Here is a 23,495-nt window from a genome sequence, read left to right on the forward strand (position 1 = left end):
TGATATCACAAAGATATCATTTTTTATTTTGTAAATGCAAATAAATCAGGGAAAAAGAATCAAGAATTAAGAGTCAAGAATCAAGATAAAAAGCATAATTTGATAAATCAGGCATGTAAATAAAGTTAGGCGGTATGTTCCGCTTACAAGTCCTGTCTTGATTCTTGACTCTTGATTCTTAACTCTGTTTCAAAAAAGTTATTTTTGCACGGTTAATTACATACATGGCAAAACTATCTACCTCGCGGCAAAAAGCCTTAATGCGCAAATATGCCCGCAACGTTAAGTTTTTGATGATGCTGGTGAGCATCTGCCTTATCGTTTTCTTTTTACCCAAGCAGGCAAAATTTAGTTATGAGTACGAAAAAGGACGCATCTGGAACCAAAAGGACCTGGTATCGCCCTATAATTTTGCTATCCTAAAAACCCCCCAGGAAATTGATAACGAGAAGAAAACTGCGTACGAAAGCATCACCCCGGTATACCAGCTTGATGCGGCCGCGGGAGGCCAGCAGATTGACGGCTTTAAAACCGATTTGGAAATAAAGTGGCATAATGCGGGAATTAATGATAAACTTAAATCGAAGTATATTGATGCCGGGATAGCCTTGTTAACAAATTTGTATGAAACAGGCATTTTAAAACTCAATGATAAGTACCTGCAACATGCCAACAACTATCCCATTACTATTTTAAATAAAAACGTAGCAACCGATAAAAACACAAATACCCTTTTTACCAGGGAAAGTGCGCTGGCTTATTGCGATAAAGTATTGAGTAAGCGAACAGATATTGACAGGGCTTTTATGCTTGATTTGCTGCAAAACCGCATCCAGAATAATTTAAGCTATGATGATAACCTGACCGTAAGGCTTGAAAAAGAAGTGTACGACGGACTGTCTATCACCCGCGGAATGGTGCAAAAAGGCGAGGTAATAGTTTATAAAGGTTCCATCATTAACGATGATGTTTATCAAAAACTTGAATCGTACAAAAAAGCTTTTGAAAATAACGCCCGCGTAAACGGCAACCGTGTATTGGTGTTGCTGGGGCAGTTTTTGCTGGTATCAATAGCCATATCATTGCTGATGATATTCCTTTACCTTTTTCGTAAGGATATTTATGCTGATAACCGCCTGGTAAGTTTAATATTACTGGTAATTACGGCTATGCTGGCTACGCTATCGGCCGCTATTAAATTCCAGTTCCCGGTAAACCTGTATTACATACCGTACTGTATAGTACCAATCATCATCCGTATTTTGTTTGATACCCGTTTGGCGCTTAATATTCATTTGCTGGTGGTTTTAATTGCAGGCTTTTTTGTACCCAATAGTTTCGAGTTTGCTTACTATGAGATAACCGCCGGGATGGTATCTATTTATAGTATCAAAAACCTGATCCGCCGCGAGCAGTTCCTCATTTCGGCCGGGATTATTGTGTTTACCTACTTTGTGGCTTTCCTGGGTATTTCGTTTATCAGGGAAGGCACCTTCCTGGAGATTGACTGGATGGACTTTTTGCCTTTTGTGGTGAGTGTGCTGCTTACCCTGCTGGCCTACCCAATGATTTATGTATTTGAGAAGATATTTTCGCTTACATCGGATATTACGCTTATTGAGCTTACCAATACCAACGCGCCTTTACTGCGTGAATTGGCCTTCACAGCTCCCGGTACCTTCCAGCATTCGTTACAGGTAGCCAATTTAGCCGAGAATGCCATTTACAGCATAGGAGGCAATGCATTGTTGGTTAGGGCCGGCGCATTGTACCACGATATAGGTAAAATGGAAAACCCGCTGTTTTTCATCGAAAATCAAAGTTCGGGCTTTAACCCGCATGATAAGTTGCCTTATGAAGAGAGTGCGCAGGTAATTATCCGGCACGTAAGTAAAGGAATTGAGATGGCCCGCAAAGCCAACCTGCCCGAGGTGATTATCGATTTTATACGCACCCACCATGGTAATACCCGGGTAGACTATTTTTACCAGTCGTCATTGAAGAATTTTCCTGAAAAGTTCATCAATGAAAACATTTTTAGGTACCCCGGGCCCATTCCTTTCACCAAAGAGGCCGGTGTTTTGATGCTTGCCGACTCGGTTGAGGCCGCTTCGCGCTCATTAAAGGAACCTGACGAAGAATCGATAAGCGTTTTGGTAGATAGGATTGTAAAATACAAACTGGATCAGAACCAGTTGAAGGACAGTAATATAACCCTGAAAGATATAGAAACGATTAAAGAAATATTTAAGCGAATGCTGATGAGTATTTACCATGTGCGGATAGATTATTAAAAATCCGAACTTTTTTTTTGATGGGAAACATGAATTACTATATTTGCAATCCCGAAAACGGGGGACAAGTTAAAAAAATACTGGTGAGGTGCCTGAGAGGCCGAAAGGATCAGTTTGCTAAACTGACGTACGGGAAACTGTACCGAGGGTTCGAATCCCTCCCTCACCGCGGATAAGATTATTGAAACACATTAAAAGTCTGTAAATCATATGATTACAGGCTTTTTTAATTTACCGAAACACTCAAAAATAGGATCAGTTCGAAAAGTTGTGGGGGGATAAAAGACTCAGGTGTAATTTCTGGATGAAAAAGTAGATTGTTGACTATGTTAATACTTTTCGGTACTCAAAACTGCCGCTAATTAGTGTTATTTTTCGCTTAATATAGTTGTGAGTGAGTTTTTGTTGATCCCACACTGCACGGGATTTAAGCGCTCGGTGGAACAATTAAGCCTTTTAATGGAGCTACGCCTCAACGGCAGGGAGATGCAAAAAAACCTTATGCCCGCATTCAAAACCTGGGCCGTGTGCGGGCGGTAGTAAGGTAGCAGTAAGAACGACTCCAAATCAATTAGCAAAACAGGCTTAAACGGATGCTGTCGGTAATATCTTTCCTGCTGAAAATGATCTGTATGTGCATCTGCTCACCCGGTTTTTGCTCACCCCTTTTGGCAAGTCTCTGTTTTACTTCTTCATCCTTATGGATATAATAACAAACGATTTACCATAGTTTTAGTTTATTTGAATGAATAATTTGGATTGACCAGCACAAGTCATTCATACCATCAATATCTAACAAAAAAATCTCTAACGCCTCATTTAAAACAGAGGCATTAGAGATTTTTGGCAATTGGTGAAATAATTTAGTTGATTTATACTACCTTATATTTTCACAAACCCCCATTGCTGATTACGGCCTCCGGAGTAGGTCCATTGGTCAAGTGCACCGCCGTTATTGAGCGAAGATGCTGCAACGTCCAATACTTTTCCGCTGTTTGCATTGGTAATTTTATAATAACCATTATCGGTTATCTGAATTGACCATTTTTGATTTGTACCGCCGTTGTAATCCCATAAATCTACCTGACCGCCATTGCCGGTACCAAAGCCATACATTTCCAAACATTTTCCGGTGGCATGCATAGGGGTTAACCGGTAGTAACCGCCCCCGGCATCTTCAATTTTAAATTGTTGGTTTGCGCCGGCTAAATAGTCCCATTGGCCGGCCGGCGTCTGATTTGCAGTACCCCAGCCAGCAATTTCCAGAGCTTTAAAGCTGTTCCTATTATAAATCTGGTAAACTTGTCCAACCTGGATGGTTGAGGATGTACCATTTTGAATGCCTTGTGCCACCGCGGCTAAACCTTGCTGGTCGGCAACTCCGTTAGTTTGCCTGTTAATAATTCTGAATGCATTATTTCCCTGTGAGCCATCGTCAAAATAAAATGGACGCAAGCCATATTTCAACGCCTGGTGCGTTATATAATTAAGATAGTATGCCCTGCCGGCCTGGTGCAAAGTTAATGCATCCCCCGAAAGCGTTTGGAACCTGCGGATCGCCCCGTATTCTCCCAATATTACCGGGATGCCCTTATCAATAAACTTTGTCTTCATGAGCGGAAACTCCGCGGGGGCATCTGACTCTTCGCCCCAGGTGGCATTTCGTGAAGCATCGCTTGTTGAATGATAGCCATTACCCCAATAATAGAACATATTGCCCCAGCTTGCATCCGCAGACAAACCGGCGAAATTAAAAGGGGTATAATAGTGTACTTCAACCATCAGGCGGTTGGCCGCCGGGTCTGTAGGAAGGGTATTCATCAAACTGTTTGATAGGTCGATATTAGTGGCAGGCCCTTGTACAAGCAGTACCCGGTAACTATTGTGACCACCTGTTGACCTAACAGCATTAACAAACGTTTGATGATAAGACAGTAAAACCCCCATCCCTGTAGCATCTGATACAGCTGGTTCATTGGCGCTTGCAAAAATCACGTGTTCGTCAAAACCACGCATTTGAGTGGCTATCTGCTCCCAAAATGCCTTTTGTTTGGCGTTGACGGCGGCCTGTGCGCTGGTGGTGCAATTGTTCTCCAACCATCCGCCGTCCCAATGTATATTTAATATAACATACAAACCATCGTTAACGCAGTACTGAACAACCTGCTTCACCCTGTCGAGCCATGCCTGCTGAATTTGCGCCGTGGTTGCATTAGCATATTGGTCCCAATCGCAAGGGATACGAACTGCAGTGAAACCGCTTTTTTTAACCTGGTCGATAAGTGCCTGGGTTACCATCGGATTACCCCAATTTGTTTCGCCGCCTGTTGCCTCAAGGGTGTTTCCAATATTCCACCCTAACTGGAACTTTGCAGCCAACTGAGTTGCCGTACTGGCAACGCCTGTTTGATCGGGCGGAAGCGGCGAAATATTGTAACTCGGATAACTGGTGGCGGTCAGCTTTTTGGTGCTCGTTTTAACGGGCGGCTTAACATCCGGAGAAGCGGTTTGTTGCTTCGAACATCTTGTCAATGCCGGGATTGCAAGAATGCATAAAAAATAACTTAAAGTTTTCTTCATAAAAAAAATGGTTAGACTGGCGGCATTTAAATTTGCCTGTATTAATAAATTGGTTAATTGCGTATGGAAATGTTAGGCAACCATGTAAAACGAGGATATATATATCATTGCCTTTAAGGTTTATATAGCTATTGGTATGGGCAGTTATGTTTATAACTGCCTTTGGCCAACGGGGTATTAAAAAAAATAATGAAAAGGCAGTTGCCATTCCGCATAAGGCGGAGTTTAACATTAGTATCATTTTTCGATAGGATAAAACGGGTCTGATCCGGTTTATTTGTTTAATTGGTTAAATCTTGTTTTTCGATGCAGAAGGACAATTAATGAAAACAATGCAATTAAAGTGAACAATACATAGCCGTTGGAATAACAGCTATATTTTAATCAGCAATATTTGAATTGGTACCAGGTTTATTAATTGAGTAGTAAAACTACAGAAGAAATAATTGAATGATGGGGGCACAAAAGTTAGAAAATAGGGCGCTCAATGTTAATTTGTCAAGAAAATGTGGCGTTTGTAAAGGTTTTGTATAAATAGCCGCTCTTTCTGAAATAAAATTGATAAAATGGTATCTAAATAAGTGTTTATCGTTTCGGTATCGGAGAGTTCGGGCATGGTCCGTACCATAGCGTTGGCAACTCACTGGCTTCAAAGTTGGGTTTATTTATTCCCCGTGGCTAAATACAGCAATGGAGACTTTTATATCTTTAATTGCAACTTTTCTTACTTTTATACTACCTTAGTATACCGGCTTGCTAAGGCGCCAGGTTCCCGATTTCGAAGATTTCAACTAAATTTTAATGCGTGTAAAACTTTATATTGTCGTTTCAGTGTTGTTTTTTGCTTACACCAACAATTTTGCACAAAACAGCCAATACCAGTTTTCGCGGCTCAATATAAGCAACGGACTATCTCACAACCAGGTTAATTGCATATTTAAAGATCCCAAAGGCTTCATGTGGTTTGGTACGGCCTCGGGCCTTAACCGCTATGACGGTTATACTTTTAAGATATTTAAGCACGATGTAAATAACAAAAACTCCATTAATGACGATTATATCATTAATATTTGTGAAGGGCCCGACAAAAAATTATGGATAACAACCCGGGGCGGATATTCGTTTTATGACCCCGAAACGGAGCAGTTTAACAATGATGTATTGCCAGTGGTTTATTCTTTCAAACTTCCCGGGTATCCTAGCGTTTCCAAAATACTTCGCAACGGGAAAGGCGACTTCTGGTTTTTGTGTCCCGATTCGGGCCTTTACAGGTATAATGAACTGAAAAAAAATGCCACACGTTACTATCATCACCATAATTCCAGCCCGTCATTATATTCAAATTTTGTTACAGACATTAAGCAGGATTCAGGAGGCAATTTATGGCTTGCTTATGACGACGGCGTAGTAGAGCTATTTGACGTAAAACGCAATGCAATTACGTACCATACAGATATTTTTAAAAAAGCTGCTAATAATAAGGGTAGGAATTACTCGGTAACTATCGACGGTGATGGCGATCTTTGGGTGTTTAACCCGAATATAGACTCCCATGCCTATTATTATAGCCCCCGGACGGGACAGTTCCGGCAGATTGCAAAAGAATCGGCAGAGACACCACTTACGTCGAACATTATTACTAATATTATTCAGGCCGACAACGGCCTTATATGGATTTCTACTGATCATGGCGGAATAAACGTATTAGATAAAAAAAGTGGCAAAATTACTTATTTACTGAACAGGGAAGATGATGCAAAATCATTGGGACAGAACACGGCATTGCTTTATAAAGACAACACAGGCATCATATGGGCAAGTACCCTTAGAGAAGGGGTAAGTTATTATCATAAAAATATTATCAGGTTTCCCTTATACAGGCATTTTGCCTCAGACCCCTCGAGCCTTAAGTTTGAAGACGTTAATAAATTCGTGGAGGATAGAAACGGTAATTTATGGATTGGTACCAATGGAGGCGGTTTAATTTATTTTGATCGCAAAACAGCCAAGTTTACCCAGTTTAAACACGATCCGGGAAACCCGAACAGCCTTAGCAGTGATATTATTGTAAGCTTATGTATCGACCATGATCAGCAACTATGGATAGGTACCTATTTTGGCGGGCTGGACCATTTTGACGGAAGAAAATTTATTCACTACAAACATAATGACAAGGTACCCACGAGCATTGCTGATGACCGGGTGTGGAATATCCTGGAAGATTCATCAAACCGGTTATGGATAGGTACTTTTGATAGCGGTTTGGAAATTTTTGACCGCGCGAAAAATATATTTTATCATCCGTTCAGCCAAACCGAAATCAGGTGCCCATATACAGCCGCTTTATTTGAGGATAAGGGGGGAGACATTTGGGTGGCGGGATATTTTGGCATAGATAAAATATTAAAAAATGGACATGGCGTTATACATTATAATAAAAAGAACAACGACCCTAACAGTTTGATTGGCGATAACATTAATAGTATCACACAGGATAGCCGCGGCCTGATGTGGATAGCAACAAGGGACGGACTGAGCATATTAAACCCTGAAACCAATCGTTTTATCTCGCTGACTAAAAAGGAAGGGTTGCCCGACAACCAGGTTTTGAATGTATTGGAAGATAATAGGGGCGCAATGTGGCTAAGTACATCAAAGGGGCTTGGCCGCATAACACTGCAACCTGGCAATGGTACCTATAAGTTTGAATTTGAAAGTTTTGATGAAACAGATGGCCTGCAGGGCAGAGAGTTCAGTATAAATGCAGCTTTAAAAACCAATAAGGGAGAATTGGTATTTGGCGGCTCGCACGGCTTCAATATTTTCGATCCACTGGGTATACACCCGAATATCGATGAGCCTAAATTAATTTTCACCGGTTTTCAGCTATTCAACAAAACCGTAGCAGCCAATGAAGCAGTTGACGGCCATGTCGTATTATCTAAAGCAATTTCGGCCACACAGGAGATAACGCTGAATCACAGCGAAAATGTGTTTACCATTGAATTTGCCGCGATAAATTTCTTTAACCCCAATAAAATAACGCATCAGTACATGATGGAAGGTTTCGATAAAGGGTGGCTTACTGCAGACAATGCCACCCGGAAAGCTACCTACACAAACCTTGATGCGGGCGATTATATTTTTAAGGTACGTGCTATTGGCCAGGAGGGGAAATGGAAACCCAGCTATATAAAATTAAAAATTAAGGTATTGCCCCCGTTCTGGAAATCTACTTTAGCTTATGTCATTTACCTGTTGCTGATAACCGGAACGCTTTTTTTGATACGCCGGCGCGGAATACAAAAAATAAGAAGAGAGTTTATCGCCGAAAAAGAGAAGCAGGAGGCAAAGTTGTTAATTGAACAGGAACGGCAGGAGGTTAAGCGTATGCAGGAGCTTGATCAGTTGAAAACTAAGTTTTTAACCAATGTAAGTCATGAGTTCAGAACGCCATTATCATTGATTATGGCCCCTGTTGATAAAATGCTCATTGATGCCGATAAAGAGCGGGGCGAGCAGCTGAATATGATAAGGCGAAACGCTAAAAGGTTGTTAAATCTTGTAAACCAGTTGCTTGATTTTCGGAAGATGGAAGTGCAGGAACTTAAATTACACGCCCGGAACGGCGATATTGTTAGCTTTATCAAGGAAATGTCTTATTCCTTTTCGGATATTGCCGAAAAGAAACATATCGGGTTTGTATTCGATTCGGAAATTGAAAACCTGCAGATCAATTTTGACCATGATAAAATAGAACGTATCATATTTAACCTCCTTTCCAATGCATTTAAATTTACACCCGAAGGCGGGCATGTAAGCGTATTATTATCAACCAAACAAACACCCGGTCAAGAGCTGCTCGAAATAAAGGTTATTGATACCGGCATAGGCATTCCCGCGGATAAAAAGGATAAAATTTTTGAACGTTTTTTTCAAAACGATATTCCCGGATCTATGGTTAACCAGGGTAGCGGTATTGGCCTGTCGATAACAAAGGAATTTGTAAAGCTGCATAATGGCGAAATATGTGTAGAAAGCGAACCTGGGCAGGGAAGCTATTTTACTATTTTACTGCCTGCGCACATAATGGCTGAGGCGGAAGAACAATGGTCCGACGATGGACCTAGCCTGGCAGAACTTTCAGAGGCCGGCGGACAGGTCTTGCAACAATCAGGAGGTGTTGCTGCAGCTAAAAAACTAACTGTTTTACTGGTTGAAGACAATGAAGACTTCCGCTTTTATTTAAAAGACAATTTAAACGATTTTTTTCATATTGTAGAGGCCGCTAACGGCAAAGAAGGCTGGCAAAAAACCCTGGCCCTGCATCCAAACCTGGTAGTTAGCGATATAAGTATGCCCGAAATGAATGGGATAGACCTTTGCCGTAAAATACGTAACGATAAACGGACATCGCACATACCGGTTGTTTTACTTACCGCTATAACCGGCGAGGAGCAACAGTTAAAGGGCCTTGAAACAGGTGCCAATGATTACCTCACCAAACCATTCAACTTCGAGATCCTGCTATCCAAACTAAAAAATATACTGGCCATACAGCAGGATATGCGCAAAACCTATCAAAAACAGCTTGATGTCAAGCCAACAGATGTTGCGCCCGAGTCGTTCGATGAGGCTTTTATTAAAAAAGCCTTACTGATTATCGAAAAAAATATCGATAATGCCGATTTCTCGGTAGAAGAGCTCAGTAGCGAATTATGTGTGAGCCGCGTTACCCTATATAAAAGGGCGCTCACCTTAACCGGAAAGTCTCCGGTAGAATTGGTCAGGTCTATCCGTTTAAAGCGTGCCGCTCAATTGCTCGAGAACTCGCAGCTAACCATATCCCAGATATCATACAAGGTAGGCTTTAAAAGCCAGAAGTATTTTGTACGCTCTTTTAAAGCCGAATTCAATTGTCTTCCATCGGCGTATCAGCAAAAAAGTAAGCAACAGGCTGATAAAGCCTGATAATTGCGGCGTATGGCCTTGGGTTTCACCTTTCTTTTGGCCCATTTTGTTAACCTTTCCGTCGGTTTTTTTTACATTTTTTATCATTAAATCAATGTTTAATACTTTAACTATCTTAAAATAAGGTAGTTAAGGCGCCTTAACATTTGTGCCCCTATTTTTAAACAATCGATTGCGGTGCCCCTTGTAATTTTAACCTATACAAAGCGGCATAAATTCAACATAGCTGCCGCAGGCCTGTCATTATGTAATGATGCAGGAACATAACCAATTTTAATAACAACCTGATTAAACTGAGCATTATGCCAAAACGTGTACTTATTAGCGCCTGTTATTTGCCTGCCTGGCAGTTACCAAAAATCGTTCGGGAGCCATCAGTAATACCGCATATACAATCGGGCAGCATGCGCTGCCTGCAACAATAACGGGCTTTTCACATGAATTATCTTATTTAATCTGAATGTTAGCGTGTGCCATTCGGCCATTGCACGGAGGTAATAAATTCAATTTAACTATAAAAGCGATGGGAGGAAAATAATGCCGAGAAGTTAACCAAATAGCCAAATAAACAAGCCAATTATCAATTAATTATGAACCCCAATTAACATGGAAAAAAATTTACGAAAAAGATTAAGACATGGTGCACTGCTATTAATGGCTTTGCTGTTGCTAAGCCTCACAGGCTACGCGCAAACCATAAAAATTACTGGTAAAATTACCAGTGCCGACAATACCGGACCATTGCCCGGTGTAACCGTTAAAGTAAAGAATGCATCAACCGGTACTTTATCTAATGCTGATGGCAGCTATGCCATCAATGCAAAACCTGGCGATGTGCTGGTATTTAGTTTTTTAAGCTTTGCTACCCAGCAAATATATGTAGGCTCTTCGACGGTTATCAACGTAGTGCTTAAATCATCAACCAACGATTTGAACGAGGTTGTTGTAATTGGCTACGGCACCAAAAGGCGAAACGACCTTACCGGCTCTATATCGTCAATTACATCGGCCGACCTTCTTAAAACCCAGCCAACAACTTTTGATCAGGCCATGCAGGGCAAAGTTGCAGGTGTTATAATACAGCAGGTATCGGGCCAGCCGGGTGGTGATGTAAATGTGCAGATTCGCGGTTTGGGCGGTTTCTTAGGCGCGCCGCCATTATACGTTATTGATGGTGTGCAAATACCGCCAAACGGACAGTCGGCTATACCTGGTAACGGAACCAACCCACTATCCAGTATAAACCCTTCGGATATCGCCTCTATCGATGTGTTAAAAGATGCTTCTGCTACTGCTATCTATGGTTCCCAGGCATCCAATGGTGTGATTATCATTACCACAAAAAAGGGAGCCGCCGGGCCGCCGCTTATCAGCTATGACGGTTACCAGGGCTGGCAAAAATTACCCAAGTATTATGATGCTATGGATTTGCGCCAATACGCCACTTTCATGAATGAAAAGAGCGACATCATCGGTTACGATAAACGGCCGCAGTTTGCCAATCCGCAATACCTGGGGGTAGGTACCAACTGGCAAAAAGCCCTGTACCGTACAGCGCCAATGCTAAACCATAATATAGCTATCAGCGGCGGTGATGACAGAACAAAATATTATTTATCGGGCACCTATTTTTCACAACAGGGGATTGCGCTGGGCTCTGATTTTAAACGGACTTCGATAAAAGCAAACATCGATAACAAAACCACCAACTGGTTAAAGGTTGGCGTAAACCTGAATATGGCGCACGTGGCCGAAAATGTGGCTACTTCCAATACCGGGGTAATTTTGCAGGCCCTTAACCAAACACCCGATGTGGAAGTGGTAAACCCAGATGGCACGTGGGGTGGTAATGATCCTAACATTTATGGAGCAACTGGTACCAATCCTTTTGCGATAGCTACTATTGTAAAGGATTTTAAAAGCCGTTACCAATTAATGGGTAATGCTTATGCCGAAATACAATTTACCCGTGAACTTACCCTGCGCAATGAAGTAGCCGGAAACTTTGACTTTGCCACTGAGGATTATTTCAATCCATCGTATGTTATGGGTGCTTACTCCAAAACCACCAATAGCGGCACGGCAACAAGCGCGCAAAATTTTTATAATTCAATTTCCAATTATTTAACTTACCAGCATACGTTTGCCAAAAAATACTATGTTAACGTAGTGGCGGGCCACGAAGCCCAATTGCTCAAAAGCAGCGGTGTTTCGGGTACGCGCACCAATTTTGCAAGTAATAACGTGCAAACGATAAGCAGCGGCGATGCAACAACCGCTACCAATACCGGTGTAAAAGGGCAGGGATCTTTAGAAGCCTATTTTGGCCGGGCCAACTTTACCTATGATGACCGGTATTTGTTAACGGCTACGGTACGTCATGACGGCTCATCAAAATTTGCCGAAGCACACCGGTGGAATACTACTTACTCTGGCGCGCTGGCATGGAAGATAAACCACGAGAGCTTTCTTAAAGGTGTAAGGGCTATTAATGATCTTAAACTTAGGGTTGGTTATGGCCTGGTAAACAATCAAAATATCGCCGAATATGCTTATGGTTCAACATTGAGCACAATACCCACCGGCTTGTCGGGCAACTCGCAGATAACCAGCACAACGGGGAATCCTGATATCAAGTGGGAAACTACAAGATCGTACAACGTTGGTCTGGATGCGTCTGTGCTAAACGGGCGGATAGGATTTTCTGTCGACGCGTATTACCGCAAAACAAATAACCTGTTACTAAGCCTTACCATGCCTTACTACTCCGGCACATTCGCTTCGGGCGGATTTTCGCCGGGAGCAGTTCAGGCGCCTTATGTAAATATAGGGGCAGTGGGCAACCGGGGTTTCGAGTTTACATTGTCGACTCAAAACGTCAAATTAAAGAACTTTAACTGGAACACCAATATTAACTTTTCCAGGAATGTGAACAAAGTACTCGCTTTGGTTGATGGTACCCCCGCAATAAACGGCTCAGTAACCAAAACTGTAGTTGGCCGGTCAATCGGCGAGTTTTACGGTTACCAGGTATTGGGCATTTACAAAAATGCCGCCGACTTTACAAAATATCCGGCGTTATCCCAAAACGGTGGCGGCTCGATACCTATAACACCCGGATCGGGCGGTGTTTGGGTAGGTGATGTTATTTTTAAGGATATTAATGGCGACGGGATAATTGACGCCCGTGACCAAACCTTTTTAGGATCGCCTTTACCCAAGTTCCAGTTCGGGATCAATAACAGCTTTAACTATAAAAATTTCGACCTGAATGTTTTTATGGTGGGCAATTACGGCAATAAAGTTTATAACCAGATAAAGGTAAACGGCGAGAATCCTAACCAAAATTTTGGCTATTTCCCTTCCGTGCTCAACTATGCTAAGATCGGGCTGATTGACCCGGCTGGCTCTGCATCAGACATTAACAACGTATATATCACAAACCCATCTACCAATATTATGCGGATAAGCCAGAGCAGTGGTAACGACAACCAGCGTTTTTCTGACAAATACATCGAAGATGGGTCGTTTTTAAAATGTAAAAGTATCGCCTTGGGGTACAGCTTTTCAAACAACATTTTAAATAAGATCAAACTACGGTCATTACGGGTGTATGTTAACGTTACCAACGTTTTCACGGTTACCAAATATACCGGCTATGATCCTGAAATTGGTTCGTGGAACCCATTGGCAGCGGGTATTGATAACGGATATTATGCTCAGCCGCGTGTTTACACAGTTGGTCTTAACGTATCGCTAAATAACTAAAATTTAAGATGATGAAACTCATAAAAATAAATATGGTACTGCTGTTTGTCGTTATGATAAGCAGCTGCAAAAAGGATTACCTTAACCGGCCACCCTTAACCGGTATAACCAAAGATAACTTTTATAAAAGTGGTTCGGATTTAAGACTGGCTACCGCGGCACTTTATGCCCAGCCCTGGTCTAACTGGAACAATTTTCCGCTGCTTGGTGTTGGCGATATCATGAGCGGTAATATGCTGCAGCCTTATAACGCCGATCTGGTTCAGTTTACTACCTTTTCTATAACAAGCCAAAACTCCTATATTACCCAGTCGTGGCAGTCTTTTTACGACATAGTTGCCCATTGCAACATCAATATCAAAGCCATTAACACCAGTCTTCCGGATAGTGTGGCCGTAAGCAGTAAAAAGGGCGCACTTGGCGAGTTGAAGTTTATACGTGCCACATCTTATTTCTTTATCGCGCAACTGTGGGGCGCCGTGCCAATTATTGAAGATAATGATAAGCTGATAGCCAACCCGCTGGTGCCCCGTCATAAGCTTACTGATGTTTATAAGTTTATTATCAATGATTTAAGATATGCCGCAGCTAATTTACCAAAGGCAGATCAGCCAGGACGCGTAACTACATGGTCGGCGCAGGGTTTGCTGGCAAAGGTTTATTTAACCCGGGCTGGTTTGGGTCAAAGCGGTACCCGCAAACAATCTGACCTTGACAGTGCCGCGTATTACGCCGGCAATGTTTGCAACACCAGTGGTTTAACGTTGTTACCAAGCTATTACAACCTTTTCAGGACCCAGTATAATGATAATCCCGAATCGTTGTTCGCGTTTCAATGGGCGCCAGGTGTAGGCTACGGGCAGGGTAACGCTATACAGGCCCAATTTGCCCCCAGCGGCAGCCTGGTTACCGGCGGCGGTGGCTGGGGCGGTGCCATTGGCCCAACCCTTGATTTGGCCAACGAGTATAGCATGGATGACTCCGTGCGCCGCAAAGCCACATATATGCTTACCGGCGATAAATATCCAGAGCTTAACGCCGCAAACGGCGGGTATACCGCTACGGGTGTAAATGTAAAAAAACACATTGTTGGTACTGCTGCAGATAATAATTCGCCTACTATGGACCTATGGTCGTCCATCGAGCATAACACCGTTTTACGCCTGGCCGATGTATACCTGGTATATGCCGAAGCCCTGTTAGGCAACAACGCTTCTACTACCAACGCACAAGCGCTGCAGTACTTTAACGCTGTACGCAGCAGGGCCGGGGTAAGCACGGTTACGAGTATTACGCCTGATATGATCTGGAAAGAACGGCGGATTGAACTGGCATTTGAAGGCCAGTATTGGTTTGATTTAGTCCGTCTATCTTACTATAAACCGCAGGCTGCAATTAATTCTCTTAACGGTCAAAAAAGGCAACAATTTACCTACAATCAAGCTACAGGCGTTAAAACGCCATCGGCCAATGGTTTGATCATCACCCCGGCCACAGCGGCGACATTTACGCTGCCTATACCGGCAAATGATCAAACCGCCGATCCAAAGCTGCTGGAGGAACCTGTAGCTTATTATTAACAGCATTCTTAATCATTGATATAATTTATACATCATGAAAAAATTAATTTATCATACCAAAAGTTGCCTGCTTCTTGCCTTGCTTGCCGCGGTGGCTATTATGCAGCCAGGCTGTAAAAAGGATGCTTCACCATCAAAAGGCACCCCGGTAATTACCGCTATACGCAATTATGTGGCCCATCCCGGCGATTCACTTTTAAGTAGCGTAGGTACAGGCCAGTGGGTTGTAATTTCGGGAAAAAATTTAAAGGGCGCCCTCGCTATTAATTTTGACGGCGTAAAAGGCTCATTTAATGATGCATGGTTTTCAGATACCAGTGCAATCGTCTTAATCCCGGCGGTTATCGCGTTCCCCTCGGTACCTTCAGATAAGCTGAATACTATTCAGTACGTTACCAATCATGGGCAAACTATGTTTTCGTTCCCTATTGTTGCACCAGCGCCTACAATTACCGGCGTCTCTAATGAAGATGCCAATCCTGGCGACTCGGTTAAAATCAACGGACTAAGCTTTTTCTTTATAAAAAGCGTTACCTATGCCGGGGTTAATATTACCAGTTATAAACCGTCAAATGATGGTACCAGCATCAGCCTGGCAGTACCTGCGGGTGTTACGCAAACAGGCGGTATTGTAAGTGTTACAACAAAATCAGGCTCGGCTACCTCTGTTTATAAGGTACATGACTTTGTAACAGGCGTGTTGAATAATTATGATAATGTAAATAACTTTTCATGGGGATCGGGCACATCTAACAGCTCAGCTGCGTATCCGGGTAATAATGGCAATTATGGACTATTGCAATCAACTAACATTCCTGCGGGAGACGGATCCTGGTGGAATGGCGGGCGGTCTATCAATACGAATGGGGCGCAGTGGGTACCTAAAGCCAACTTAAAGGATACAGTGGACCATTATGCTTTAAAGTTTGAAGTATCTGTAATAACGCCATGGTCGGCCGGTGCTATCCAGATTGTTAAAGATTACTCCTGGACATATTCGGCCATTTACCGCCCCTGGAAGAATGCTAACGGTTCAACGACAGCATTTACTACCAAGGGCTGGCAAACGGTAACCATACTACTATCAGACTTCAGAACAAATAACGGTACGGGCACCCCACCTTCCAGCCTGACCGATTTGCTTGGGGCCGAGGGAGCAGGTGCCATCAATGTTACATTTATTAACGATGGCACAACTACCATCAAAACTTCTGAGATTGCTGTTGACAATATCAGGGTAGTAAAAATTAAATAAGAGAGAGTTTTAGTTGAATATAAGTGAATGTCAGGGGCCTTTACTGAGAGGTCCCGGCATTTTTTTTAGGCCTCATTGGTTCAGCCCTTTCTCAGACGGGTGTCGTCCTTATTTGTTTGGTCATAAATAGTCTGAGAAGTGCGCAAAATGTGTGGTTCTGATAAAAGTGCTTAAATATTACAAAAATGAAAATAATGAATTTTTTAAGAGTGTTGTTTTTTGTTGCGATTGCTTCTTTTTTTTCCTGTAAAAAGGCGAATAATCCAACAGCAGAATTAACAGTTAACCTGTCTGTAATTACATTTACGCCCGAAGGCGGAACGCAGGACTTTTCTGTTGCGAGCAATGCCACATGGAACATCAGCAATCCGGGTTCTTCGTGGCTGCAATTGAATACAACATCTGGTAACAGCGGCAGTACTGTAATTCATTTAACAACGCTGTCACAAAATGCTACAGGGCTAACACGCTCCATTGTTTTAGAAGTTAGTTCGTCTAATGGCCAGGCAAGAAGGGTAACGGTGTCACAGGCAACCACTATCTATCCAACTTATAATACCTCGCCAAAAGCGGCCGACGCAACCGGAATGAGCAGTAATGCTGTTCAGTTGGCCGCTAAAATAAAGTTAGGATGGAATATCGGTAATACGCTGGAAGCTTCTGGTGGCGAAACAGGCTGGGGCAATCCGCTTATCACCGAAGATTATGTGAAATTTGTAAAACAGCAGGGCTTTAACGCTATACGCCTTCCATGTGCCTGGAACATGGGCCATCTAAGTAACCAGGCAACTGCACAAATAGACGCCAACTGGCTTAACAGGGTGAAAGAAGTGGTGGGGTATTGCATAAAAAATGATATGTATGTCTTACTCAATATACATTGGGATGGCGGCTGGCTTGAAAATAACGTTACCAAGGTAAAGCAAGATTCTGTTAACGCTAAACAAAAGGCGCTGTGGGAACAAATTGCAACGGCCATGCGCGATTTTGACGAACACCTGATGTTTGCCAGCGCCAATGAGCCGGCTGCAGATGATGCCGCGGCAACAGCAATACTTTCTACCTATCATCAAACCTTTATTAACGCAGTCAGATCAACCGGCGGTAAAAACGCCTATCGGGTATTGGTGCTTCAGGGCCCTTCTACCAACATGGAAAAAACAAGTGATTATATGACATCCCTTCCGCAGGACCAGGCGGCAGCCCGGTTAATGGTTGAGGTGCATTATTACTCGCCGTTTCAATTCTGCTGCCTGCTGGACAATGATGCCAGCTGGGGTAAAATGTTTTATTATTGGGGCGCTGGGCACCATTCAACTATCGAACCTGAACGAAATGCCACCTGGGGCGAAGAAAGTGATGTTGATGCCTCTTTCAATAGAATGAAGACAAAATTTGTCGACAAGGGAATTCCCGTCCTTTTAGGTGAGTATGGCGCCTACAGGCGTGACAATAGTGCACATGTTCCTTTAGATCTGCCAACGCACGAGGGCGCAGTAGATTATTGGAATACCTATGTTACGAAACAAGCGAAATCCAACGGCATGCTGCCATTTTTTTGGGATACCGGTGGTGCTTTGGACAGACGAAATTATACTGTAAAAGATCAACGTACTATTGCTGCCATCAAGACAGGCGCCAATTAAATGAATGCCTGTGGCCTTTACCAAAAGGCACAGGCATCTTTTACACTACACCGGGTTTATTTATCCGCATAGCCAATACCGGTTAGTAGTTTACAATAGAAAGTTTAAGGGAAATTAATATGAAAAAGTTTCCCGACGGTGCAGCAGGCGGGCCATCAAATTATTCAACGCTTACTGCCAGTCCGGCCAGCTTACAAGCTGGTATAAAAATTTCGGCGCCGCCACAGTCGGTTGTGTTTTTAGTTGCAGAGGGTAAAAAATAATCACGGGCTAATATAGCAGTAACGGCGCTCTTGAGTGCTATAGCCACATTATTTGTAACGAATAGCAATTTACGGTAAAGCTATATCGCCGGGATTAAAAGCATTTGCCAGTAAACTTACAGCCGCAGGTAAATAGCACCGACAAGAAGAAAAGAAATATAATTTATGAAATATACCATTGCCTGTTTTATGGCATTTTTCGTGGCCGGCGGCGTTTCGGCACAAAACAAAAGCGAGGTTGCGCTTAAAGCTAAGATCACCAGCATCGTCAGCAAAATGACGCTGGAAGAAAAAATAGACATGCTTCACGGCAACGCGCTGTTTTCTTCCGCTGGCGTAAGCCGCTTAGGTATCCCCGAGCTTACGTGCGATGACGGCCCCTTAGGTGTACGTGAAGAAATAAAGCGCTTTGATTGGGCATCGGCCAACTGGACAACCGATTCGGCTACATTTTTGCCAAATGGCTCGGCAATAGCAGCCACCTGGAACCCCCTAATGGCCAACCGGTACGGCGTAGTTATAGGCGAGGAAGCAAATGCCCGTAAAAAGATTGTAATGCTTGCACCTGCATTCAATATTTGCAGAATGCCCCTATGCGGCCGCACCTATGAATATTATTCGGAAGATCCATATTTAAACGGCCAATTGGCTGTTCAGTCTGTAAAAGGGATTCAAAGTCAGCATGTAGCAGCCTGTATAAAACATTTTGCTGCCAATAACCAGGAGCTTAACCGCGATAGCGTAAACACCATAGTTGATGAAAGGGCCTTGCGCGAAATTTATTTCCCGGCATTTAAAGCAGCCGTACAGCAGGGTAATGCCTATACCATTATGTCGGCCTACAATAAGCTGAATGGCTATTGGTGTTCCGAGAATGACTATTTATTAAATAAAGTGCTGAAAAATGAGTGGGGCTTTAAAGGAGTGGTCATGTCAGATTGGTCCGGGACGCATCATACCGTTGCAGCGGCCAACAACGGGCTGGATATTGAGATGGGATCAAGCGGACCGTATGATCAATGGTATTTTGCCCAACCCTTACTTAAAGCTGTTAAGGAGGGCCAGGTTCCGGTAAAAACGATTGACGATAAAGTACGCAGGATTTTGTGGATGATGTACCACACCTCCATGAGTACCAACCATCCTAAAGGATCTATCGCTACACCGGCGCATGCCAAAGCCGCCTATGCTATTGCCTCGGAGTCCATCGTTTTGCTAAAAAACGACAACCATTTGTTGCCTTTAAAAACGGGTAACATTAAAAGCATTGCTGTCATCGGCGATAATGCCATCCGCACATTTGCTTTAGGCGGTTATGGGGCCGGCGTAAAAGCGCAACATGAGATAACAGCATTAGACGGTATAAAATCAAGGTTCGGTAAAACGGCCAGTATCAGCTTTGCCCAGGGCTATAAGGCAAACTACCTGGGCAGTAATAGTGACAAACAAAATAGTGGCTATGACTGGCCTGATCAAAAGCTGATTGACGAGGCGGTAGCACTTGCGAAAGCCAGCGATGTTGCCATTTTATGTATCGGCTCCAATCGCGAATATGAAAGTGAAGCCCATGACCGTAAAAGCCTGGAACTGCCTTTTGGGGAACAGGCATTGGTTAACGCGGTTACGGCGGTTAATGCAAATACCATTATCGTAATCATGGCCGGCGCCCCGTATAATCTGAATGAAATCAAAAAATCTAACCATGCGGTTGTTTGGTCGTGGTTTAACGGTTCAGAAGCCGGTAATGCACTGGCCGACGTATTAAAAGGTGTTGTAAACCCATCAGGCAAATTACCATTTACTTTTCCTGTATCGTTAAAAGATTCTCCTGCAGCAGCTTTAAATACTTACCCGGGTAAAGACATGACAGCTGAATATAAAGAAGGCATACTGGTTGGATACCGCTGGTATGACACTAAGAAAATTCAACCGGAATTTCCTTTTGGTTATGGGCTCTCTTATACTGATTTTTCCATCAGCCATTTTTCGGCTGATAAAAAAACCTACGGAAAAAATGAAACCATCCACGCAAAATTTACTATCAAAAATACAGGCAACCGTTATGGGGCCGAAGTTGTGCAATTGTATGTAAGCGATCCGGTTTGTTCTGTTTTGCGTCCTGAAAAAGAGCTTAAAGGTTTTAAAAAAGTTTTTCTGCAACCAGGCGAAACGAAAACAGTTGAACTGGATGTAAAGGTTGGAGATTTGGCTTTTTATGACGAAACAAAAAAAGCATGGAATGCAGAAGCCGGTGAATACATCCTTCAGTTAGGTAATTCATCCCGAAACGTAATTCAGAAAGTGAAAATTTTCGTTAAATAAATATTGGATGGCCTCACAGCTAATGTTAATAGTACTAAGTGGTAAGTAAAAAGCTAAATTTATTCTCTTTTGACTTAGTGCTTAAGACTATTATTAAATACCTTATTCTATAATTCAAAAACATGCTCATTTTTATGAAAACGATATTTATGGCCTTCTTTTTGCTTTTGGCCGGCAGTACTTTCAGCCTCGCTCAAAATCAAAATGGTATCGAACGAAAACGACTATTTGACTATAACTGGAGGTTTTTTCAGGGCGATACTGCTTCGGCAAAATCAAGGAATTTTAACGATAAAAGTTGGCGGAGCCTTGATTTACCGCATGATTGGAGTATCGAAGGCAAAATAAGTCCTAAAAATCCTATGGGAGGCGCTGGCGGATATTTCCCGGCAGGTATTGGCTGGTACAGGAAAACTTTCAAAGCTCCGGGTGAATGGAAAGGTAAAAAAGTGTCCATTTACTTTGAAGGGGTTTACATGAACTCTGAAGTTTTTGTTAATGGAAAATCGCTTGGAGTTTACCCTTATGGCTATTCATCCTTTAGTTATGACCTTTCGCCTTATTTAGATTTTGATAATGAAAATGTAATAGCGGTGCGGGTAGATAATTCGCAACAAGTAAACAGCAGGTGGTACAGTGGTTCGGGCATTTATCGCCATGTTTGGATGAATGTTACTGATGCTGTGCATATAGCCAATTGGGGAGTTGCCATTACAACCCCTGCTGTTTCTTCCCAAAAAGCGACTGTTCAAATTAAAACATTGGTAAAAAATGAAAGTGATTTGCCTCAAAGTATTGCTCTTAGCACCTTGTTAAAGGATGAAAATTCTAAAAATGCAGGAAATAATAAAATAGAGGTTAAACTGGCTGCCAATAGTGAGAAAGAAGTTGCCCAAACCATCATTGTAGCAGCTCCGCAGCAGTGGACACCGGAAACACCCCGTTTATACGATGCTCAAATAAGTATCATTCTAAATAAAAATGTAGTTGACAAAACGGAAACGAGTTTTGGCATACGTTCCATAAAATTTACGCCTGAAAACGGTTTCCAGCTTAATGGCAAAACAGTAAAACTCAATGGTGGGTGTGTGCACCATGATAATGGCTGCCTGGGCGCTGCCGCTTTTGACCGTGCAGAGGAGCGCAAGGTTGAGTTGCTCAAAGAAGCCGGATTTAACGCGGTAAGAACTTCACATAATCCACCTTCCGAAGCTTTTTTAAATGCCTGCGACAGGTTAGGCCTATTGGTTGTTGACGAATCGTTTGATTGTTGGAGAATTGGCAAAAACAAAAAGGACTATGCGCAATATTTTGCCAAGTGGTGGAAACGCGATTTGGATGCCATGGTTTTGCGGGATCGTAATCACCCTTCGATTGTTATGTGGAGCATCGGTAACGAAATAGTGGAGAGGGGCAGCCCCGACGCTGTAAAAACAGCCAAAATGCTTGCAGAAGCGATAAGAAAAATAGATACCGTACGCCCTGTAACATCTGCTATTGTGGAAAATGGTAAGGAATGGGCGATTATGGACTCTCTCATGGCAGCGCATGATGTGGCTGGCTATAATTATCATTTGTGGAGTGCGGCTTCAGATCATCAGCGGGTTCCCTCACGGATGATTGTTCAAACAGAGTCGTATCCCAAGGATGCTTTTGCCAACTGGAAGCTGGTAAAAAACAACAAGTATGTGCTTGGCGATTTTGTTTGGACAGCTATGGATTATCTTGGAGAATCGGGGATAGGCCGCTGGTATTATTCGGGCGATGTCCCTGGCGAACACTGGGAACATGATTTTTTTCCGTGGCATGGCGCGTATTGTGGCGATATTGATGTGATTGGGTGGAGAAAGCCGATTTCGCACTATCGTAACCTGTTATATAATAATACCGAAAAACTCTACATGGCTGTTCGTGAGCCCGAACCTGATCCTTTGGAAATTAAAACAACCTGGTGGTCTGTATGGCCCACCTGGGAAAGCTGGACCTGGCCCGAGTATTTGGGAAAGGCCATTAAGGTAGAGGTTTATTCAAAGTACCCTAAGGTACGGCTATACCTCAACGATAAACTCGTTGGCGAAAAGCCAACGACGGAAGAACAGGAACATAAAGCTGAATTTGATGTGCCTTATTCGCCTGGTCAGCTTAAAGCAATTGGTGTGGATAACGATAAGGAGGTTGAATCGACCGTTTTGCAAACCTCCGGTGACGCTGCCAAAATCAAACTAACTGCTGATCGGAAAGAGATAATAGCTAACGGACAGGACTTGTCTTATGTTGCCATAGAGATAACCGACAAGGACGGTATACTTCAGCCAGATGCAGTGAACCGATTGCTTTTCAAAATTGAAGGCCCCGGATCAATTGCCGGAGTAGCCAACGCAGATATGAAAGATACAGACCCATATGTTGGAAATGCGCACAAAGCCTGGCACGGACGTGCTTTGGTTGTAATAAAAAGCACTCACGGTGCCGGTGACATTAAATTAACGGTTAGTTCAGCCGGTTTATCCGGAGCCACATTAAATATCAAAGCATTTAAGCAATAGCACTCCTGAAGGTTCATATGGCCGGTGAACAACGGGTGATAATAGATAAAGTATTCCAATCCGTGACAAAAATTTTATAAAAAAACAACATATAGCCGATATTTTGCAGGTTAAACCATTACATGATCCACAGGAACTGAAGTGTTGGTTATACGATTTTTTGTTGCTCAGAATAGCTTAACTAATTCATATTCAGTGCTATGGTATTGCCTGGCAGAAAGTGCTTGAAAAAGTTATTAACATATTGATCTTCAGTGGAATAATGAATAT

At 42.8% G+C, this 23,495-nt stretch carries 12 protein-coding genes and 1 tRNA gene; 11 read left to right on the forward strand and 2 right to left on the reverse strand.

The window, feature by feature from the left end; translation table 11 throughout:
* Positions 1-224: 224 nt before the first annotated feature.
* A complete protein-coding gene (locus tag AC1RM2_RS26690) occupies positions 225-2,294 on the forward strand; it encodes an HD family phosphohydrolase (protein WP_492988153.1) in 2,070 nt (689 codons plus the stop codon).
* 82 nt (positions 2,295-2,376) lie between these two features.
* A tRNA-Ser gene (locus AC1RM2_RS26695) sits at positions 2,377-2,463 on the forward strand.
* A 402-nt stretch (positions 2,464-2,865) separates the two neighbouring features.
* Here AC1RM2_RS26695 and AC1RM2_RS26700 read toward each other — a convergent pair.
* Together AC1RM2_RS26700 and AC1RM2_RS26705 are read right to left on the reverse strand one after the other, a co-directional pair.
* Complete coding sequence (locus AC1RM2_RS26700; protein WP_492988277.1) at positions 2,866-3,015, reverse strand: DUF5712 family protein; 150 nt, start codon at positions 3,013-3,015, stop codon at positions 2,866-2,868.
* A gap of 161 nt (positions 3,016-3,176) precedes the next feature.
* Positions 3,177-4,874, reverse strand: coding sequence for a cellulase family glycosylhydrolase (locus AC1RM2_RS26705; protein WP_492988154.1), 1,698 nt, complete (start codon positions 4,872-4,874; stop codon positions 3,177-3,179).
* 801 nt (positions 4,875-5,675) lie between these two features.
* Here AC1RM2_RS26705 and AC1RM2_RS26710 point away from each other — a divergent pair.
* From AC1RM2_RS26710 to AC1RM2_RS26750, 9 genes are all read left to right on the forward strand, one after another.
* A complete protein-coding gene (locus AC1RM2_RS26710) occupies positions 5,676-9,845 on the forward strand; it encodes a hybrid sensor histidine kinase/response regulator transcription factor (RefSeq protein WP_492988155.1) in 4,170 nt (1,389 codons plus the stop codon).
* 302 nt (positions 9,846-10,147) lie between these two features.
* The gene (locus AC1RM2_RS26715; protein ID WP_492988156.1) at positions 10,148-10,270 is read left to right on the forward strand and encodes a hypothetical protein; all 123 of its coding nucleotides are present in this window, start codon (positions 10,148-10,150) and stop codon (positions 10,268-10,270) included.
* Between the two features lie 181 nt (positions 10,271-10,451).
* Positions 10,452-13,613: a SusC/RagA family TonB-linked outer membrane protein gene (locus AC1RM2_RS26720; RefSeq protein ID WP_492988157.1), complete on the forward strand. Its 3,162-nt coding sequence runs from the start codon at positions 10,452-10,454 to the stop codon at positions 13,611-13,613.
* An 8-nt stretch (positions 13,614-13,621) separates the two neighbouring features.
* Positions 13,622-15,193 (forward strand): RagB/SusD family nutrient uptake outer membrane protein, encoded by a 1,572-nt coding sequence (locus AC1RM2_RS26725; protein WP_492988158.1) that lies wholly within the window; start codon positions 13,622-13,624, stop codon positions 15,191-15,193.
* 34 nt (positions 15,194-15,227) lie between these two features.
* Positions 15,228-16,448: a glycan-binding surface protein gene (locus AC1RM2_RS26730; RefSeq protein WP_492988159.1), complete on the forward strand. Its 1,221-nt coding sequence runs from the start codon at positions 15,228-15,230 to the stop codon at positions 16,446-16,448.
* A gap of 185 nt (positions 16,449-16,633) precedes the next feature.
* A complete protein-coding gene (locus tag AC1RM2_RS26735; RefSeq protein WP_492988160.1) occupies positions 16,634-18,094 on the forward strand; it encodes a cellulase family glycosylhydrolase in 1,461 nt (486 codons plus the stop codon).
* 119 nt (positions 18,095-18,213) lie between these two features.
* Complete coding sequence (locus AC1RM2_RS26740) at positions 18,214-18,357, forward strand: hypothetical protein (protein ID WP_492988161.1); 144 nt, start codon at positions 18,214-18,216, stop codon at positions 18,355-18,357.
* Between the two features lie 165 nt (positions 18,358-18,522).
* On the forward strand, positions 18,523-20,679 hold the full coding sequence (locus AC1RM2_RS26745) for a glycoside hydrolase family 3 C-terminal domain-containing protein (protein ID WP_492988162.1): 2,157 nt from the start codon (positions 18,523-18,525) through the stop codon (positions 20,677-20,679).
* A gap of 134 nt (positions 20,680-20,813) precedes the next feature.
* Positions 20,814-23,225, forward strand: coding sequence for a glycoside hydrolase family 2 TIM barrel-domain containing protein (locus AC1RM2_RS26750; protein WP_492988163.1), 2,412 nt, complete (start codon positions 20,814-20,816; stop codon positions 23,223-23,225).
* Positions 23,226-23,495: the final 270 nt, after the last annotated feature.

The organism is Mucilaginibacter sp. GW822-FHT03E02, assembly GCF_058801545.1.

Excerpts from the sequence above, each read along its gene's own strand:
- AC1RM2_RS26715 (WP_492988156.1), top strand. The coding sequence starts at position 10,148 with ATGCCAAAACGTGTACTTATTAGCGCCTGTTATTTGCCTGCCTGGCAG.
- AC1RM2_RS26690 (WP_492988153.1), top strand. The coding sequence starts at position 225 with ATGGCAAAACTATCTACCTCGCGGCAAAAAGCCTTAATGCGCAAATAT.
- AC1RM2_RS26730 (WP_492988159.1), top strand. The coding sequence starts at position 15,228 with ATGAAAAAATTAATTTATCATACCAAAAGTTGCCTGCTTCTTGCCTTG.
- AC1RM2_RS26740 (WP_492988161.1), top strand. The coding sequence starts at position 18,214 with ATGAAAAAGTTTCCCGACGGTGCAGCAGGCGGGCCATCAAATTATTCA.
- AC1RM2_RS26725 (WP_492988158.1), top strand. The coding sequence starts at position 13,622 with ATGATGAAACTCATAAAAATAAATATGGTACTGCTGTTTGTCGTTATG.
- AC1RM2_RS26710 (WP_492988155.1), top strand. The coding sequence starts at position 5,676 with ATGCGTGTAAAACTTTATATTGTCGTTTCAGTGTTGTTTTTTGCTTAC.
- AC1RM2_RS26720 (WP_492988157.1), top strand. The coding sequence starts at position 10,452 with ATGGAAAAAAATTTACGAAAAAGATTAAGACATGGTGCACTGCTATTA.
- AC1RM2_RS26745 (WP_492988162.1), top strand. The coding sequence starts at position 18,523 with ATGAAATATACCATTGCCTGTTTTATGGCATTTTTCGTGGCCGGCGGC.
- AC1RM2_RS26735 (WP_492988160.1), top strand. The coding sequence starts at position 16,634 with ATGAAAATAATGAATTTTTTAAGAGTGTTGTTTTTTGTTGCGATTGCT.
- AC1RM2_RS26750 (WP_492988163.1), top strand. The coding sequence starts at position 20,814 with ATGAAAACGATATTTATGGCCTTCTTTTTGCTTTTGGCCGGCAGTACT.
- AC1RM2_RS26705 (WP_492988154.1), bottom strand. The coding sequence starts at position 4,874 with ATGAAGAAAACTTTAAGTTATTTTTTATGCATTCTTGCAATCCCGGCA.